The organism is Nocardioides sp. F233 (assembly GCF_057813895.1).
Genome location: NZ_JBVASH010000001.1, coordinates 1,082,254 through 1,098,068, shown reverse-complemented (window position 1 = coordinate 1,098,068; position 15,815 = coordinate 1,082,254). Strand labels below are relative to the sequence as shown.

The 15,815-nt window shown below is 73.0% G+C and carries 16 protein-coding genes; 7 read left to right on the top strand and 9 right to left on the bottom strand.

Annotated elements, in window-relative coordinates:
• Nucleotides 1–27: 27 nt before the first annotated feature.
• The 5 genes from ACZYRU_RS05260 to ACZYRU_RS05240 all read right to left on the bottom strand — a co-directional run bounded on the left by ACZYRU_RS05260 (nucleotide 28) and on the right by ACZYRU_RS05240 (nucleotide 5,393).
• The gene (locus ACZYRU_RS05260; protein WP_488956029.1) at nucleotides 28–1,044 is read right to left on the bottom strand and encodes a lysozyme family protein; all 1,017 of its coding nucleotides are present in this window, start codon (nucleotides 1,042–1,044) and stop codon (nucleotides 28–30) included.
• A gap of 326 nt (nucleotides 1,045–1,370) precedes the next feature.
• On the bottom strand, nucleotides 1,371–2,483 hold the full coding sequence (locus ACZYRU_RS05255; protein ID WP_488956028.1) for a hypothetical protein: 1,113 nt from the start codon (nucleotides 2,481–2,483) through the stop codon (nucleotides 1,371–1,373).
• A 142-nt stretch (nucleotides 2,484–2,625) separates the two neighbouring features.
• Nucleotides 2,626–3,306 carry a hypothetical protein gene (locus ACZYRU_RS05250; protein WP_488956027.1) on the bottom strand — a complete coding sequence of 227 codons (681 nt, stop codon included), beginning with the start codon at nucleotides 3,304–3,306 and terminating at the stop codon, nucleotides 2,626–2,628.
• Nucleotides 3,307–3,420: 114 nt separating this feature from the next.
• On the bottom strand, nucleotides 3,421–4,101 hold the full coding sequence (locus tag ACZYRU_RS05245; protein WP_488956026.1) for a hypothetical protein: 681 nt from the start codon (nucleotides 4,099–4,101) through the stop codon (nucleotides 3,421–3,423).
• Nucleotides 4,102–4,271: 170 nt separating this feature from the next.
• On the bottom strand, nucleotides 4,272–5,393 hold the full coding sequence (locus ACZYRU_RS05240) for a helix-turn-helix domain-containing protein (protein ID WP_488956025.1): 1,122 nt from the start codon (nucleotides 5,391–5,393) through the stop codon (nucleotides 4,272–4,274).
• A gap of 340 nt (nucleotides 5,394–5,733) precedes the next feature.
• Here ACZYRU_RS05240 and ACZYRU_RS05235 point away from each other — a divergent pair, with 340 nt between their 5' ends.
• Nucleotides 5,734–7,014 (top strand): helix-turn-helix domain-containing protein, encoded by a 1,281-nt coding sequence (locus ACZYRU_RS05235; RefSeq protein ID WP_488956024.1) that lies wholly within the window; start codon nucleotides 5,734–5,736, stop codon nucleotides 7,012–7,014.
• Complete coding sequence (locus ACZYRU_RS05230) at nucleotides 7,011–8,018, top strand: HAD family hydrolase (protein WP_488956023.1); 1,008 nt, start codon at nucleotides 7,011–7,013, stop codon at nucleotides 8,016–8,018. The genes ACZYRU_RS05235 and ACZYRU_RS05230 overlap by 4 nt, the downstream gene beginning before the upstream one ends.
• 6 nt (nucleotides 8,019–8,024) lie before the next feature.
• On the opposite strand, the gene ACZYRU_RS05225 is transcribed toward ACZYRU_RS05230, so the two are convergent.
• Nucleotides 8,025–9,743 (bottom strand): NAD(P)/FAD-dependent oxidoreductase, encoded by a 1,719-nt coding sequence (locus ACZYRU_RS05225; protein WP_488956022.1) that lies wholly within the window; start codon nucleotides 9,741–9,743, stop codon nucleotides 8,025–8,027.
• Nucleotides 9,744–9,815: 72 nt separating this feature from the next.
• Here ACZYRU_RS05225 and ACZYRU_RS05220 point away from each other — a divergent pair, with 72 nt between their 5' ends.
• Complete coding sequence (locus ACZYRU_RS05220; RefSeq protein WP_488956021.1) at nucleotides 9,816–10,487, top strand: HNH endonuclease family protein; 672 nt, start codon at nucleotides 9,816–9,818, stop codon at nucleotides 10,485–10,487.
• A gap of 9 nt (nucleotides 10,488–10,496) precedes the next feature.
• On the opposite strand, the gene ACZYRU_RS05215 is transcribed toward ACZYRU_RS05220, so the two are convergent.
• Together ACZYRU_RS05215 and ACZYRU_RS05210 are read right to left on the bottom strand one after the other, a co-directional pair.
• Nucleotides 10,497–11,876, bottom strand: a complete 1,380-nt coding sequence (locus ACZYRU_RS05215; protein ID WP_488956020.1) for a GntP family permease — start codon at nucleotides 11,874–11,876, stop codon at nucleotides 10,497–10,499.
• A gap of 10 nt (nucleotides 11,877–11,886) precedes the next feature.
• Nucleotides 11,887–12,435, bottom strand: a complete 549-nt coding sequence (locus tag ACZYRU_RS05210) for a gluconokinase (protein ID WP_488956019.1) — start codon at nucleotides 12,433–12,435, stop codon at nucleotides 11,887–11,889.
• A gap of 103 nt (nucleotides 12,436–12,538) precedes the next feature.
• Here ACZYRU_RS05210 and ACZYRU_RS05205 point away from each other — a divergent pair, with 103 nt between their 5' ends.
• Genes ACZYRU_RS05205 through ACZYRU_RS05190 form a run of 4 tightly spaced genes read left to right on the top strand, consistent with a single transcriptional unit; the run spans nucleotide 12,539 to nucleotide 15,397 of the window.
• The gene (locus ACZYRU_RS05205; RefSeq protein ID WP_488956018.1) at nucleotides 12,539–13,264 is read left to right on the top strand and encodes a FadR/GntR family transcriptional regulator; all 726 of its coding nucleotides are present in this window, start codon (nucleotides 12,539–12,541) and stop codon (nucleotides 13,262–13,264) included.
• Complete coding sequence (locus tag ACZYRU_RS05200; protein ID WP_488956017.1) at nucleotides 13,248–13,874, top strand: hypothetical protein; 627 nt, start codon at nucleotides 13,248–13,250, stop codon at nucleotides 13,872–13,874. The genes ACZYRU_RS05205 and ACZYRU_RS05200 overlap by 17 nt, the downstream gene beginning before the upstream one ends.
• A gap of 22 nt (nucleotides 13,875–13,896) precedes the next feature.
• Nucleotides 13,897–14,985: an ABC transporter permease gene (locus ACZYRU_RS05195; protein WP_488956016.1), complete on the top strand. Its 1,089-nt coding sequence runs from the start codon at nucleotides 13,897–13,899 to the stop codon at nucleotides 14,983–14,985.
• A 4-nt stretch (nucleotides 14,986–14,989) separates the two neighbouring features.
• Nucleotides 14,990–15,397 (top strand): DUF2237 family protein, encoded by a 408-nt coding sequence (locus tag ACZYRU_RS05190; protein ID WP_488956015.1) that lies wholly within the window; start codon nucleotides 14,990–14,992, stop codon nucleotides 15,395–15,397.
• Between the two features lie 15 nt (nucleotides 15,398–15,412).
• Here the strand turns inward: ACZYRU_RS05190 and ACZYRU_RS05185 are convergent, their stop codons facing one another.
• On the bottom strand, nucleotides 15,413–15,796 hold the full coding sequence (locus tag ACZYRU_RS05185; protein WP_488956014.1) for a MarR family winged helix-turn-helix transcriptional regulator: 384 nt from the start codon (nucleotides 15,794–15,796) through the stop codon (nucleotides 15,413–15,415).
• Between the last annotated feature and the right edge of the window lie 19 nt (nucleotides 15,797–15,815).

Sequence of the window (15,815 nt, the reverse complement as noted above, 5' to 3'; positions counted from 1 at the left end):
GCCTGTCGGTGCGCTGCTCGCGGGGAGTCATGGCTGCTCGGGGGTGGTCGGGCTGGTGGGATCGGTGGGTTGGCTGGTCGGCTCGCTCGTCGGCTCGGTGGGCTCGCTGGTCAGCGTCTCCGACGCTTCGTCGCTCGGCGTGAGCGTCGGTACGGGCGGCTTGGCAGCCGGCGCTGCCGGCGTCGGCGACGTGGTCGCGAACTCCTCGAGCGAGGCAGGCAGCAGGCGGGCGAGGGTGCAGGCGCAGTCCTCGGGCAGCACCGGCAGCGGCGACGGGAGCGGTACGACGGGCACCTGGGCGGACTGCCGCGCGTAGCGGTGCGCGAGGCGCAGCACGGTGCGCACGAAGCCCGGTGCCGGGTGGTACGCCGCCAACGAGGCCCGCAGCCCGCGCCGGGTGCTCAGGTCCTGCCCGGCGCAGAGCCGGACCGCGGCGGCCAGGGCCGCGTCGTCGATGTCGCGCGGGTCGCGGACCCCGTCAGCGTCGGCGTCGACGGCGACACTGGTCCAGGTCGTCGGCAGCAGCCGCAACGGCCCGACCGGTGCGTCCCACAGGGGATCGCCGTCGAGGACGCCACCGTCGGTGTCCGTGATCTGCGCGCGGCGGCCGGTGCCGTCGAACGGCTTCCCGACGGCGGGTCCGCGTCCGTGATCGGACTCGACCCGGCCGATCGCCGCCAGCACGGTCCAGTCCAGCCCGCAGGCGCCGGCGGCGTCGAGCACCGCCGCCGCCCGCTGGTAGGCGGCGAGCGCCTCGGGCGGGGTGGAGCCGAGCGACCCCGGGAAGTCGCTCGGTTCCCCGACCCGCGGGCGTCGTACCGCGGCCGTGGCGTCCAGCGCGACGGCCGGCGCCACGTCGATGACGGCCAGCGTCGTCTGCGTGGAGGACGCCGACTCCCGGGGCGCAGGAGGCGCCGGGTCCGCTGCGGCCAGGCGCAGCACCTGCGCCGTACCGCCGGCGACGCCGGTGGCCGCCAGCAGCACCCCGAGCACTGCGATGGCGACCCTGCGCCGCCGCGAGCCACGCCGGGACACTGCGTCCACTGCGCTTCCCCTTCCCGAGTGAGTGTCATCACATGGTGGAACCGGTCGTCAGTCAAGGACCGACGCGTCGAGAGCGCCAGAGCAACGGCGCCCGATCGGGGCGAGCGGGCCGGATGTTGTCATGCGGGTGACAAGATCCGTCCCCGCTCGGCGTCCGTGCGGCGCCGGCGCCGGGTCCGGTCCTTGCCTCCCGGCAGCCCCGCTCGCGGGACTCGGCGGCGTTGTCATCCGGGTGACAACACGGCCGCTCGGCGCCGCGAACGACAGCGGCGGCCGGCGTGACCCGAGGTCACGCCGGCCGCCGTTGTGCGGGCTGGCTGTGCGATTCAGTCAGAGGGAACGGGGATGGCGGGTGGCGCCGGAGGGTCGAGCGGGCAGGTCGTGGTGGTTCCCGGCATGTGGGCGACCGGGTAGCAGGCCGCAGGACTGCTCCGGTCGCCCGCGACATTGGGCTCGGCCTGCAGGGCCGCGATCTCGTTGCCGGGCCCCGAGATGGCCGAGGTGATCAACGCACTGATGTCCTCACCGTCCTCGGACACGCAGCCGGTGAAGTCCGGGATCGTCAAGTCGGTCGATCCGGGGTGCACGAAGTTCCCACCGGGGACGTTGACGCGGCTGGTGTCCTCGCGTTGATAGAGGTTGCCACCCGCACCGGGCGTCCAGCCCTGCTGCCAGTCGGGCGGAGCGTCCGGTGGCCGGACCACATCGCCGGCCCTGTCTCCCCACATGTTGATCTGGAGCGGCTCGACGGTCCGGCAGTGGAGGCCGACGTCGACCGCCTGACCGTCGATCGTGAGGTCGGCGAGCGTCAACGACAGGCGGCCTCGCACGTAGGCGGGCGAGTAGGGGTTCTTGGACCCCCAGGTCGGATCACAGGCCGGACCGGAGCCACTCGTCGGCCAGATGTCTGCACGGAGCGGCTCCAGCTGACCCCCGATGACCTGACTCAAGCGCAAGGTGACGGTGACCGGGATCGAGCCGAAGGCGAGCGCATGGACCGTGGTCGGCGGAAGCTCACCGACCGGACTTCCACCGGGGTTCGTCCCGACGGCGTAGAGATCGGTGATGATGGCGAGCGCCGACATCACGCATCCGGGGACGTCCGACTGCCACTCGGCCGGGACCGGAACCGGCCGTTTCCGCGGCATGCCGAAGTTGGGGTTGCGCGGTGTCTTGTCGACGAAGAGCCAGCCGAGGATGTTCGGCAGCCTGATGATGAGCCGGGTGCGCGGGGTGAGTGCTCGCTGGCTGACCCCGGTGGGCCCTCCGGGCCCCTGGACCTGCTGCGATGGCAGCTCGGGGCCGGCCCCCGTGACGCCGTTGCCCGGCGACTCGTCGGAATACGCACCAGGGGCGAAGCCGAAGGCGACCAGGGTGATCCACAACAGCAGGATCAGGACGCGGCGGGTCCCGGGGTGGCGCGGCTTGCGGCGACTCATCGGAGCAACCTCCTGGATCGGTCTGGTCTGGGCAGGTCGAGGGTGATGGCTCACTCCCGACCGAGGTTCGGCGTGCCCTGTCCTCGCGAGACTCGCGGAGACCGGGCACGCCTGACCTCGGCGCTCAGCCGGCACCGGCACGCTACGACGGGTAGCGGCCGTTGGACAGCTGGAGCGCGATCGTGTTGTTGCTGCCGGGGACCAGCGCGTTGATCGCGACCGACCCGACACCGGGGATGAAGAAGGCACTGCACCCCGTGAAGTCGCCGATCGTGTACGTGCCGGCGACCGGACCGCCGCTGAACACGTTGAAGGTCTGGCCGTCCGGGGTCTTCACGGCGATGTCGACGGGATCCGCGGTCCGGCAGCTGTCGCCCACGAACATCGGCGTCCAGATCCCGAAGATCAGGGCCTTCACGTTGCTCAGTCGGATCGTGTACGACACGTCGGCGGTGATCACGTTGGTGCGCGGCGCCGGACCGGGTCGCAGGGTGCCGGTGATCGGCCCGACCTGGGTCAGCGAGACGGTCGCGCGGATCGGCAGGAAGCCGAAGGCGTTGAACTGGACCTGCTGGCTCGGGATCGGCAGCGTGCCGGCGATGATGTTCTTGGTCGGGACGTCGAGGGTCTCGGTGAGGACCGTCGGGCCGATCGGCATCGAGGCACCGATGCTGCCGATCGTCGAGGTGCCCTGGGCGTCGTACAGCGTGGTCAGCGTGGTGTCGTCGGCGTGCGCCGGTGGCGCCTGCAGGCCGAGCATCGCGAAGCTCAGCAGGGTGGCCAGCGCTACGCCAGCGCGGGCCAGGGAGGGTCGCATGTTCATCGAACGGTCTCCGTGTTCTTGTTCGTCAGGTTCTCGGGTCGGTCGGAACGGGGCCACGAGCGAGGGCCGACACGGCCGACGAGCCATGCCGGCCCTCGCTCGTCTCGGATCGGGTCAGCTGATGGTCGGTGCCGGGCTGAGCTTGACCGTGCCCGCGCCGGTGGCGGGGTCGCCGTCGTAGATGCCGACCGTGTCGCAGAGCGAGCCCGTCTGGTTGACGTTGGAGATCGTCAGTCCCTCGAAGCTCGGGTCGAGGACGAGGTTGCCCGTGGAGTGGTTGTAGGTGCCCTTGAGCGACCCGGTGGCGTCCGCCTCGCAGAACTGGCCACCCGCCGTGCCGTACAGGTGCACCGAGACACCGGAGAGGTAGCCGGTGCCGCCGGTCGCGGTCTTGGTGCTCAGCCCGAGCTTCCAGGTGCCGCTGGGCGTGATCGTGACCGGGCCCACCACCGAGTTGGTGCAGCCGGAGAGGTCACCGGACACCGGCGTGACCTGACCCGCCGCGTCGGTGACGGTCGGGGTGGTCGTGAAGGCGTGGCCGCCGGGGTTGACCGAGCCGCTCGCGCTGAGCGTGGTGCAGGTCATGCTGGGGTTGCCCGGCGTGCCGAAGGGCCCGAGGAAGGTGTCCTCGAAGACCAGGTTGCCCACGTTGGTCGCGGTGACGGCGTTGGTGCCGCCGCCGGAGGTGACGGTGTAGTCGATGGCGGCGGATGCCGGTCCGACCGGGATGGCCAGGACGGCGGCGGCGCTGGCGGCCACGACGGCGAGGCCGTTGAGGGAACTCTTGAGTCGCATGGGGGTGTTCTCCATTTCTCTGTTTCCTGGGTGGTGCGGGGGGGGTTGGTCAGGCACTCCGGGAGTGCGCACTGGAACCGTGCGAGCCGGCGGCTGCCACGGTCAACGGGACGGCCGCGTGGGCGGCCGAGATCCGGACACACGTCCGGAGGACCTGGGTACGGCGGGGCTCAGCGACCTTCCGCACGAGCAGCCACCTCCTCGCGCCAGCCCTGCAGAGCTGCGTGCAGGGCGAGGACGATCGCCGCGTGGGCGGCGGGCTCCTCGATCGCCGGTCCGAGCAGCCGCCGACCCTGGCGGAGCCGGTCGTGCGCGGTCTGCCGGGCGATGTGGTGCACGGCAGCCACCTCTGCCAGCGACCCGCGGGTCTCCAGCCACGTCAGCAGCACCTCGCCGATCTCGACCCGGCGCACCGGCTTGAGCGCCCGCAGCTGGGCGAGGTACTTGTCGACGAGGAGGTCGGTGAGCGCGGGGCGCCCGGCGACGAGCAGCTCCGCGGCGACGTCGGCGCACGACGTGACCGGACGGTCGGTGACGATCACCCCGGCCCGGATCGCCGCGGCGGCCTGCCGGGCGAGCTGCAGCGACTCGGCGACGTCGGCGGCCGGCCGGGCCGGACCGGTGACCACCCGGTCCTCCGGCTCGAGTCCGGGGAGCCGTCCGTCGGGCACGAGCAGGGCGCGCCCGGCGGGGTCGACGAGCACGTCGGGCACGGGCTCGGCCGGGCGGGCCGCCGTACCGGACACCCACACGACCGGCAGGTACGGCGCCGCGGGGTCGATGCCGGCCAGCACCAGCAGCTCCTCGGGCACCGCCGCGGAGGCGAAGACGGCCCGGGCGACCATGTCGCGCCGCGCCTCGGGGGCCAGCGCCATCATCGTGCGCGCCTGGCGGTGCCCGGCGAGCGCGGCGCGGTGCAGCTGGTCGAGGAAGCGCTCCAGCCCACCGCGCAGCGCATCGCGCTCCTCGCGCGGGCGGACCCGGGCGATCACCTGGTCGGCGCGCCGGGTCCGTTCGTCGACGACCTGGCGCAGGTCCCGGCTGAGCCGCTCCGCGCTGTGGCCGCGGACCGCGGCCCGGCGCCCGATCTGCATCAGGGTTGGCCCCACCTGGCGCACGGCGTCCTCGAACCGCCCGTCGGCACCGATGAACGCCCGGGTCGCGACCACCACGGAGTGGGCGACGGCCGGAGGAAGCGGGCGGTCGGTCGTGCCGAGGTCGTCGCACAGCACGGCCACCAGGGCGTCGCCGTCGACGACGTCCCCCCACCGGCGGATCGCGCTCCCGATCACGTCCGCTCCCTCCTGCGGCGTCCGGGGTGGGCCGCGGTACGAGCCAGCCACGGCCCTCTCTGCCGCGGCAAGGGCCGATCGCTCGCCCGGCACTCCGGGGCGCCTTCCTTGTCAGGCAGGTGACAACGGTCACAGCGCCGCCGGCCCTGGCCCGGCGTCCCGACCCCAGCGGTACGACGCCCCCTGCCGCAGCGGCCCGAGACTTGTCACGCGGGTGACAAATTCCCCCGTGCGTCGTCGGGCGGAGGTATGTTCCACGTCACACCGGTGGGGCCGGTGGGGAGGGACACGACATGCACGCGAGCAACTCGGGTCGCGCGTCCGTGGCGACCGCGGGCTGGTGAGCCGCAAGGAGCGGGAGTCCGGCGATGAGGCAGGGCGGGAGTCGATGAGGGCGGCGCCGCCGCGGGCCGCCCTGCCCGGCTCGGCCCAGTGGATGATCAGCAGCCTGGAGGGCCGGGTCCGCGAGGTCGCCGAGCAGGTGACCGACCAGGTCCGCTCCGGCGTACCCGGCCTCGACGATCCGGCCGATGCGCGTCTGCTCGACCTGGTCTTCACCGCGGTGCACAACGCGATGCGGGTCTTCGTCGACGAGTCGCTCGGGCGCGAGGTGTCCTACATCCCGGTCGAGGACATGTTCCGCAAGGTCGGCTACCGCGTCGCTCTGCGTGGGCGCGACCTCGACACCATCGACCAGGGCATGGGCATCGCGGTCGGCGTGATCTCCGACGAGCTGCGGGTCAGCGCCGCCGAGAACGAGCTGTCCGCCGGCGCCCTCAACGCCATCAACGACGCCGTCACGACCTTCGTCGGACAGCTCACCGAGCAGATCGCGGTGGGCTACCGGGCCGGCGCTCAGGCCCGGAGCACCGACACCGGCCTGGCCCGTTCCCGGCTGCTGACCGCGCTGCTCTCCGGAGCCGACGTCGACGAGGTCGAGCCCCAGGCCGCGATCGCCGGCTGGGAGGTGCCCGACCAGGTCACCGTGATCGCCGTGGAGACCGGCGGCCAGGCGCTGCGCGGCGACACCCTCGGACCAAAGGCGCTCACCCGGGCCGGGCGCACGCCGCAGCCCGTCGTGTGCGCGACCGCCGACGCCGAGGAGGTGGTCGCGGCGATCCACCGGACCTGCCCCAAGGCCCGGGTGGCCGTGTGCTGGCCGGTCCCCCGCGGCGACGCCAGCGTCGCGTGGACCTGGGCCAACCGGGCCCTGTCCCTCGTCGAGGCCCGGGTGATCCCGGCCCGGCCGGTCATCGAGTGCGTCCGGTTCCGCACCGAGATCTGGCTGCACGCCGAGCCGGTGCTGCGCCGCCAGCTCGCCCAGGAGCTGCTGCAGCCGCTGTTCAACGAGACCGAGAACTCCCGCGAGATCCTGTCCGAGACGCTGCTCGTCTGGCTCGAGACCCGCGACAGCGCACCGGCCATCGCGGCCCGGCTGGGCGTCCACCCGCAGACCGTGCGCTACCGCTGGAAGCGGATCAACGAGCTGTTCGGCGACTCCCTGCACGACCCCGACTTCGTCGTCCAGCTGACCCTGCTGCTCAAGGCCAGCGTCCCGCTGTGGATCGCCGGCGACCAGAGCGACTTCCGGAGGTTCCGCGAGCAGGAGGAGACCGGATGACCCCAGCCCTGGTCGCCTGCGTGCTCCTCGCAGCGCTGCCGGCGGTGTTCGCATACGCCGTCCCCGTGGCCCGGTGGGTCGTCCGGGCGCGCGGTCGTACGGCGGGCGTCTTCCTCGACGACCGCGCGGCCCTGACCGTCGGTCCGCGCGTCGACACGGTGCTCCTCGACCGCTGGGGCACGGTCACGACCGGTCAGCTGCGGGTGGTCGCAGTCGACCCGATCGAGCCCGACCACGAGCGCAACCTGCGCTGGTTCGCCGGCGCCCTCGGCCACGCCGCCGAGGACCCGGTGAGCCAGGCCATCGCGCGGCTCTCCTCGCGCGGCAAGCTCAGCCAGGTCGAGCGGCACGGCAACCGCGGGATCAGCGGCTCGGTCGACCGGCACCCGGTCCGCCTCGGCCGCCCCGACTGGCTCGGCATGGCGGCCCGTGACGACGCCGGTGTGACCGTCGGCGTCCAGGTCGACTCCCGCCCGATCGGCTACATCACCGTCGCCGACGACGTCCGCCCCCACGCCCCCGAGGACGTCGCCCGGCTCCGGGCCGACGGCGTCGAGCCGGTCCTGGTGTCCGAGGACACCGAACGCAACACCCGCGGCCTGGCCGAGGCCTGCGGCATCGCCCGGTGGTACGCCGACCGCCCGGCCGACGCCCGCGACGGGCTCGTCGAGGAGCACCGCCGCGGTGGTCACGTCGTCGCCGTCGCCGGGCCCGTCCCGGACCCGCAGGCCGACCTGGTGCTGACCGACGCCGCCGACCACCCCCGCGGGATCCGGCTCGCCGACCTCGACGTCGCCCGGGTCGCGACCGCGCTCGCCCTCACCCGCAGTGCCGCGCGTGCGGCGACCCGCTCGCGTCGTACCGGGATCATGGTGGGTCTGGTCGGCGTCGTGCTGGCCGCGATCGGCCTGCTGACGCTGCCGATGGCGATCGCCTGGGCGCTGCTCGGCTTCGGCGTGGTCTCCGCGGCCGCCGTCAGTCGGTCAGGTCCAGCCCCGACCTGAACAGCGTCAGGGCGCGGTCTGCAGCCGCAGCCCCTCCAGGTATCCGTGCACGAGCGAGACGGCGGACGCGCCCTCGCCGCTGGCCGACGCGACCCGCTTCATCGAGCCCGAGCGGATGTCGCCGGCGGCGAAGACGCCGGGCACGCAGGTGCCGAGGTTCTCGGGCGGGAGTCCGTCGACCCAGCACTCGGTGGGGACGTCGCGGCCGGTCAGCACGAAGCCGTGCTCGTCGCGCTGCACCTCCGTGGGCAACCAGTCGCAGTGCGGCGCCGCGCCGATGAGCAGGAACAGCCCTCCCGCGGAGACCCGCTCCTCCTCGCGGGTGCGGACGTCGCACAGCTGCAGCCACCCGAGCTGGCCGCTGTCGTCGGCGCCGCCGTCGATGATCTCCGTGCAGGGACGTACGTCGATCCGCGGGTTCCACGCGATCTCGTCGATGAGGTACGTCGACATGGTCGCGGCCAGGTCCTCACGCCGGATCAGGATCGTGACGGACCGCGCGAACCGGGCGAGGTGGACGGCCGCCTGGCCGGCGGAGTTGCCGCCGCCGACGACGTACACGTCGCGGTCCTCCATCTCGCGGGCGGCGGTCATCGCGGCGCCGTAGTTGACGCCCGCGCCGACCAGGTCCTCGAGCGGGGCGATGCCGAGGCGGCGGTAGGCGACGCCGGCCGCGACGAGCACCGAGCGTGCCCGGACCTCGCCGCCCTCGGTGACCAGGGTGTGCGGCTGGCCGTCGGCGCCGGGCACCAGGTCGACGACCGGCCAGCCGGTGAAGAACCGGGCGCCGAAGCGGATCGCCTGGGTGCGGGCGCGCTGGCCGAGGCGCTGCCCGGAGATGCCGCGCGGGAAGCCGAGGTAGTTGCGGATCATCGAGCTGGTGCCGGCCTGGCCGCCGATCACCTCGGACTCGATGACCACGGTCGACAGGCCCTCGGAGGCGCCGTAGACAGCGGCGGCGAGACCGGCCGGTCCGGCGCCGACGACGGCGAGGTCGACCACCGTGTCGACCTCGATGTCGGAGGGGCGGCCGTAGATCATCGCGCCGAGCTCGCGGGTCGAGGTCGGCATCAGCACCGGGCGGTCGGCGAAGACCCCGGAGGTCATGTGCACGAGCGGGTACGACGGCGGTCCGTCGAGCCGCGCCCGCGCCTCCTGCCCCTGCGGGCTGTCCGGGAGGTAGCTGCGGTGCGGCATCCCCTGCCGGTCGAGGAAGTCGCGGATCGCGAGCGCGAGCGGGTGCCCCTCGGGCGTGATGATCCGGACCGAGTCGACCTCCGAGGTGGCGACCGTGGCGCCCCAGTCGCTGAGCATCTCGGTCACCGCGTAGTGGAACTCCTCGTCGCGGCGCCCCTGCGGGAGCACGAGGTAGGTGTCGAACTTGCCCTTCTGCAGGTAGGGCCGCAGCGACGTGCTCTCCTCGCCGAACCGGTTGATCGGGATGACCACGAGCCGGCGCGCGGTCGGGACGAGAGCCCGCCAGTCGTGCATCGCCATCAGCATCACCTCGTCGGGCAGCTGCGACTCGGTGACGATCAGCGCGACCGGCTGCCCGGACCGGCGGGCCTCCTTGAGGACGGCGTTCGCCGCGGCGGCGCTCGCGGCCGGTCGGACGTCGTACTCACGCTCGTAGCGGTGGAACTGCTCGGTGAGGACGTCGAGGTGGTCGCCGGAGACCAGCAGGATGACGGGCGCGGCGGCGGGCTCGGGGGCCGGTGCGTTCACGTGCGCCAGTCTGACAGTGCGGGCCTCGCGGATCGACCCACAACTGCTGGAGGTGGGCCCTACGGTGACGCCGTGACGCGGTGGTGGGTGCTGGTGGCGGTGCTGCTCCTCAGCGCCTGCAGTACGACGACCACCGCCCCCGCACCGGCCCGGGCTCCCCACCCGAGCGCAGTGCCGGCCGACGCCGCGCTCGCACTCGCCGGCCTCGCCGTGACCGACCGCCCGCGCCCGCCGAAGGACTACGACCGCGACGCCTTCGGCACCCCGTGGGCCGACCTCGACGACAACGGCTGCAACCAGCGCGACGACGTGCTGCTCCGCGACGCCGAGCCCGGGACGGTCCGGGCCGCCCGGCAGGGCCGGTGCGACCACGACGTGCTGGCCGGGTCCTGGCGCGATCCCTACACCGGCAAGGAGCTGGTCCTCGACGACCTCAAGGACCTGCACCAGGCCCAGGCGATCCAGATCGACCACGTCGTCCCGCTCGCCGAGGCCTGGGTGTCGGGCGCCGCGGGCTGGGACGACGAGCGCCGGGCGGCCTACGCCAACGACCTCGACGGTCTGCTCGCGGTCGACGGTCCGGCCAACGCGGCCAAGGGGGCCGACGACCCGGCGGCCTGGCGGCCGCGCAAGGACTTCCAGTGCGCCTACGCCCGCCGCTGGATCACGGTGAAGGCCCGGTGGGGCCTCACCGTCGACCCGAGCGAGGTGGCGGCGCTGGAGGACATGCTCGGCTACTGCTGAACCGCCGGCTCAGATCACCAGGTTGAGGGCCATCACGAACACGAGGCCGCTCACCGACAGCAGCGTCTCCATCGCCGACCAGGTCTTGAGGGTCTGCCCGACGCTCATCCCGAAGTACTCCTTGACCAGCCAGAAGCCGGCGTCGTTGACGTGGGAGAAGAACACCGAGCCCGCACCGATCGCGAGCACCATCAGCGAGACCTCGCCGCTGGAGAGCTGGGCGGTCAGCGGGGCGAGCAGGCCGGACGCGGTGACGGTGGCGACGGTCGCGGAGCCGGTGGCGAGGCGGATCAGCACCGCGACGAACCAGGCGAGCACGAGCACGGAGATGTTCGAGTCGGCGACCCGCTCGGCAACGATCGTGCCGATGCCGGTGTCGACCAGCGACTGCTTGAAGCCACCGCCGGCGGCGACGATGAGCAGGATGCCGGCCACGCCGGGCAGCGAGGACTCGAGCGACGTCGAGACGCCGTCGCGACCCATCCGGCCGCCGAGGGTGAACATCCCGACGACGACGGCGATGCCCAGCGCGATGAGCGGGGTGCCCAGCACGTCGAGCGTACGGCGCAGCGGGGCGGTCGCGTCGTCGATGAAGATGTCGGCCAGCGCCTTGCCCATCATCAGCACCACCGGCAGCAGCACGGAGGCGATGGTGACGCCGAACGACGGCCGGAGGGTGGCGTTCTCGTCCTGCTGGCCCTCGAAGCGGTGCGGGACCGCTACGTCGACGTAGCGGCCGACGAGCCCGAAGACCGGCCCGGCGATGATCACGGTCGGGATGGCGACGGCGACGCCGAGGGCGAGCGTGGTGCCGAGGTCGGCGCCGAGGTAGTCGATCGCGGTGAGCGGGCCGGGGTGCGGCGGGACCAGGCCGTGCATCGCGGAGAGGCCGGCGAGGGCGGGGATGCCGATGGTGACCAGGGACTGGCCGGAGCGGCGCGCGACCAGGTAGATCACCGGCATCAGCAGCACCAGGCCGATCTCGAAGAACATCGGCAGGCCGATGATCGCGCCGACGACCGCCATCGCCCACGGCAGCGCCCGCGGCGAGGCGTGGCCGACGATCGTGTCGACGATCTGGTCGGCGCCGCCGCTGTCGGCGAGCAGCTTGCCGAACATCGCGCCGAGTGCGATCAGGATGCCGACGCCGGCGGCCGTCGTACCGAATCCCGTGGTGTAGCTGGCGATCGCGGTCTCGACGTCGACGCCGGCGACCACGCCGACCGTCAGCGCGCCGCCGGTGAGCGCGAGGAAGGGATGCACCTTCGCCGCGATGATCAGGACGACGATGACGCCGATGCCGAGCAGGGCGGCGAGGACCAGGCGGCCCTCGGAGGCGACCGGTTCGACGAGGTCGGTGCCGGCGGCGGCGATGAGCTGGAGGGACATGTGGGACTCCTCAGACCAGGCTGTCGGACGTGCTGTCGGTCCGGCCGGACCGGACGACGTACTCGTGGACGATGGCGTCGACCGTCTGGTCGACGTCGATGACGAGGCCGGCCTCGCCGGGACCCAGCGGCTCGAGCGTGTCGAACTGCGAGTCCAGCAACGAGGCCGGCATGAAGTGGCCGGGACGACTGGCCTGGCGGCGCGCGATCACCTCGCGGCTGCCGTGCAGGTGGACGAACGTGACCCGCGGGGCGTGCGCGCGGAGCCGGTCGCGGTAGGCCACCTTGAGCGCCGAGCAGCTGATCACGCCGCCGCGGTCGTCGTGCTCGTCGAGCCACCGGCCGATGGCCTCGAGCCACGGGATCCGGTCGTCGTCGTCGAGCGGGATGCCGGCGGTCATCTTGGCGATGTTGGCCGGCGGGTGGAAGTCGTCGGCGTCGCCGAACGGGACGCCGAGCCGCTGCGCGATGGCCGCGCCCACGGTCGACTTGCCCGAGCCGGAGACCCCCATGACGACGAGGAGGGCGGTCGGCCTACCGTCGGTGCGGGTGCTGCTCATGGGAACCTCCAGGTGATGTGCTGGCCGTCACAGTCTGCATCGATTAATCTGCTTTTAACAAGATCCAGCCCGAAATAAATCTGATCTTTATGGGAGGTGGCCGGTGGCCGCGCTGCACGACGACGTCCTCGACGCCCTCGGCCGCCGCATCGTCAGCGGCGACCTCGCCGCGGGCACGGTGCTGACCCTCGACGACATCGACACCGAGTACGACGTGAGCCGCTCGGTGTCGCGCGAGGCGGTCCGGGTGCTGGCCTCGATGGGCATGGTCGCCTCGCGGCGCCGGGTCGGCCTGACCGTGCAGCCGCGCACCGGCTGGCAGGTCTTCGACCCGCGCCTGATCCGCTGGCGGCTCGACTCCGAGGACCGCGCCGCCCAGCTGCGCTCGCTGGGCGAGCTGCGCAGCGGGTTCGAGCCCGTCGCGGCCGCGCTGGCCGCCGTACGCGCGACCCCGGAGCAGTGCGGTGCGTTGACCACCGCGGTCGGCGACATGGTGGTGCACGGCCGAGCCGGCGACCTCGTGGCGTTCCTGGCCGCCGACATCGTCTTCCACCGGGTGCTGCTGGAGGCCTCGGGCAACGAGATGCTGGCCTCGCTCGACGGAGTCGTCGCCGAGGTGCTGTCCGGGCGGACCCACCACCACCTGATGCCGACCAGGCCCAAGGACGAGGCGATCGACCTCCACGTCGAGGTCGCCCGCGCGGTCCGGACGGGCGATGCGGTCGCGGCCCGGGCCGCGATGGAGGCGATCATCTCGGAGGCGACCGACGCGATCGTGTCGGACCCGGTGTCCTCGACTATCCTCGGAGGCGATGGAGAACACGCCTGACCTCGCGAACCTGATCACCCAGCTGCAGGGCGAGGAGTACGACGTCTCCGAGCCGTTGCCCGGCGTCCTCCACGTCAAGGGCCGCTTCTCGAACCCCGAGCGGATCGCGCTGCGCGCCGCGGCCGACGCGGGCGACGTACCGCTCGCCGTGTGGGCGACCAGCCACCACGACGACTGGGCCCTGGTCGCCTGGGACCGCCCCGAGCTGGTGACGATCACCCAGAAGGGCGCGACCCCGCAGCGCTGGCGGCACCGCCGCCCGCCGGCCACCCTGCGCCCCGACGCGCAGACCTTCCTCGAGGGCGCGTCGTCGCCGTTCGACATCGTCACCCGCCCCAAGCACCAGCCGACCGACGCGGCCCGCGAGGTGCTCGGCCGGTTCGGCATCTCCGAGCCGCCGCCGCCGGGCTGGATCGCGCCCGTCGTCGAGGCGGCGCCGATCCCGGTGGTCCGCGAGAGCCGGGTCCCGACCGAGAAGGCGGGCCGCGCCCCGCGCGCGACCAAGCCCAAGGCCCCCGCCAGGCCGGTCGCACCCGAGCCCACCGTCGCCATCTGCCCCACGTGTTTCATGGCACTGCCGGCGACGGGCGTGTGCGACAACTGCGGCTGAGGTTTTCGGCAATGCTCTGACCATGAGCGAAACGCCTGCTCCCGTCGGACTCCGCAAGCTGTCGAAGCTCGGCCTGGCGATCGCCGTCGTCGGCGCGCTGATCCAGCTGGTCCTCGGCGTCTACTACCTCGCCATGGCACACTCCCCCGCACCCAACGACCTCCCGGTCGGCATCGTCGGCACGGCCGAGCAGCGCGCCCAGCTCACCACCGCGCTCGAGGAGGGCGGCGACTTCAAGGTCGAGGCGTACGACGACGCGAGCGCCCTGCAGCAGGCGATCCGCGAGCGCAAGGCGTACGGCGGCGTCGCGTTCGCCGGCCAGCAGCCGACGCTGTACGTCGCCACGGCCGCCTCGCCGTCGGTGGCCAACCTGTTCAAGGCGTCGTTCTCGAAGGCCTACCAGGAGCAGGTGCAGACCCAGGTCGACCAGCTGGTCGCCGCGGGCCAGCCGGTGCCGGCCGAGACCGTGGCGCTCCTCGCCTCGGCGCCGCCGGTGACCGACGTCGTACCGCTGCCCGAGGAGGACAGCGCCGGCAGCTCGCTCGGCTTCGTCATCCAGGCGCTCTGCCTGGGCGGCTCGATCGCCTCGCTCGCACTGGGCCGGCTCCGCGGCCTGACCCAGCACTCGACGGCCCGCGGCATCGGTCACGCCGCCCTGCTCGTGGTCTACGCCCTCGCGTCGGCCGGCGTCGCCCTGCTCGCCATGTCGCTGTTCGGCGTCGGCAAGGACGCCCACCACCTCACGCTGTTCGGCGGCCTGGCCCTCATCTCGCTGGCCGTGACCGCCTCGACGGCCGCCTTCGTCGCGCTGTTCGGGCCGGCCGGCTCGCTGGTCGGCGGCCTCTACTTCACGCTGGGCCTGATCATCTCCGGCTCCTCGATCGCGCCCGAGATGCTGCCCCGCGCCGGCAACGCCATCGGCCAGCTGCTCCCGCCGGGCGCCGGCGCGACGGTCGCGCGCGACGCGATGTACTTCCCCGACGCCTCGACCGTCCCGGCGTTCGTGGTGCTCGGCATCTACGCCGGCCTGGGCCTGCTCGTCATCCTGGTCACCAACAGCGCGGCCAACCGGACCCGGTCGACACACCGGCTGGCCCGGGGCGAGGATTGATCCCGTGACCGAGCCCGGCGGACTCCCCGAGCGCAACGTGCTGGGCGAGGCGCTCCAGCCGTGCAGCACCGACCCGATGACCGGCTTCTTCCGCGACGGCAGCTGCTCGTGCGGCCCGCAGGACGTCGGCGTGCACGCCGTGTGCGCGGTGATGACCGAGGAGTTCCTCGCCCACCAGAAGGCGGTCGGCAACGACCTCTCGACACCCCGCCCCGAGTGGCAGTTCCCCGGGCTGCACCCGGGCGACCGGTGGTGCGTGGTGGCCGGGCGCTGGCTGCAGGCGTACGCCGGCGGGGTCGCCGCCCCGGTCGTGCTCGCCTCGACGAACGCCCAGGCGCTGCGGCTGATCCCGATCGAGGCGCTGCGCGAGCACGCGGTCGACGTACCGGACGACCTGAGCGGACTCGACTGAGCCCTGGGGCGTGCCCTAGCAGTCCCAGCTGCCCTCGAGCACCGCGCGGTGCGTGGGCAGCGCCTGGTCGTACAGCGTGCGACCGGCGTCGGTGAGGCAGACGAAGACGCTGCGCCTGTCGTCCTCGCAGGCCGAGCGCTCGACGAGGCCGTCCTTCTCGAGGCGGGTGATCGCGCGGGACAGCGCACTCTGGCTGAGGTGGATGTCGCCGGCGAGGTCGGCCATCCGGTACTTGCCGCAGTTGGCGTCGACGACCCGGTCGAGGGTCTCGAACTCGCTCAGCCCGATGCCGTGCTGGTCCTGCAGCGCCTTCTCGAGCGCACAGCTCACGGCGGCGTGCCGGTCCAGCAGCTGGCGCCACTCGGCGACCAGCGGACTCGCGACAGGGACCTTCGGCACGCCTGCATCCTAGCCACCG

Excerpts from the sequence above, each read along its gene's own strand:
- ACZYRU_RS05255 (WP_488956028.1), bottom strand. The coding sequence starts at position 2,483 with ATGAGTCGCCGCAAGCCGCGCCACCCCGGGACCCGCCGCGTCCTGATC.
- ACZYRU_RS05250 (WP_488956027.1), bottom strand. The coding sequence starts at position 3,306 with ATGAACATGCGACCCTCCCTGGCCCGCGCTGGCGTAGCGCTGGCCACC.
- ACZYRU_RS05245 (WP_488956026.1), bottom strand. The coding sequence starts at position 4,101 with ATGCGACTCAAGAGTTCCCTCAACGGCCTCGCCGTCGTGGCCGCCAGC.
- ACZYRU_RS05230 (WP_488956023.1), top strand. The coding sequence starts at position 7,011 with ATGACCCCAGCCCTGGTCGCCTGCGTGCTCCTCGCAGCGCTGCCGGCG.
- ACZYRU_RS05215 (WP_488956020.1), bottom strand. The coding sequence starts at position 11,876 with ATGTCCCTCCAGCTCATCGCCGCCGCCGGCACCGACCTCGTCGAACCG.
- ACZYRU_RS05210 (WP_488956019.1), bottom strand. The coding sequence starts at position 12,435 with ATGAGCAGCACCCGCACCGACGGTAGGCCGACCGCCCTCCTCGTCGTC.
- ACZYRU_RS05200 (WP_488956017.1), top strand. The coding sequence starts at position 13,248 with ATGGAGAACACGCCTGACCTCGCGAACCTGATCACCCAGCTGCAGGGC.
- ACZYRU_RS05195 (WP_488956016.1), top strand. The coding sequence starts at position 13,897 with ATGAGCGAAACGCCTGCTCCCGTCGGACTCCGCAAGCTGTCGAAGCTC.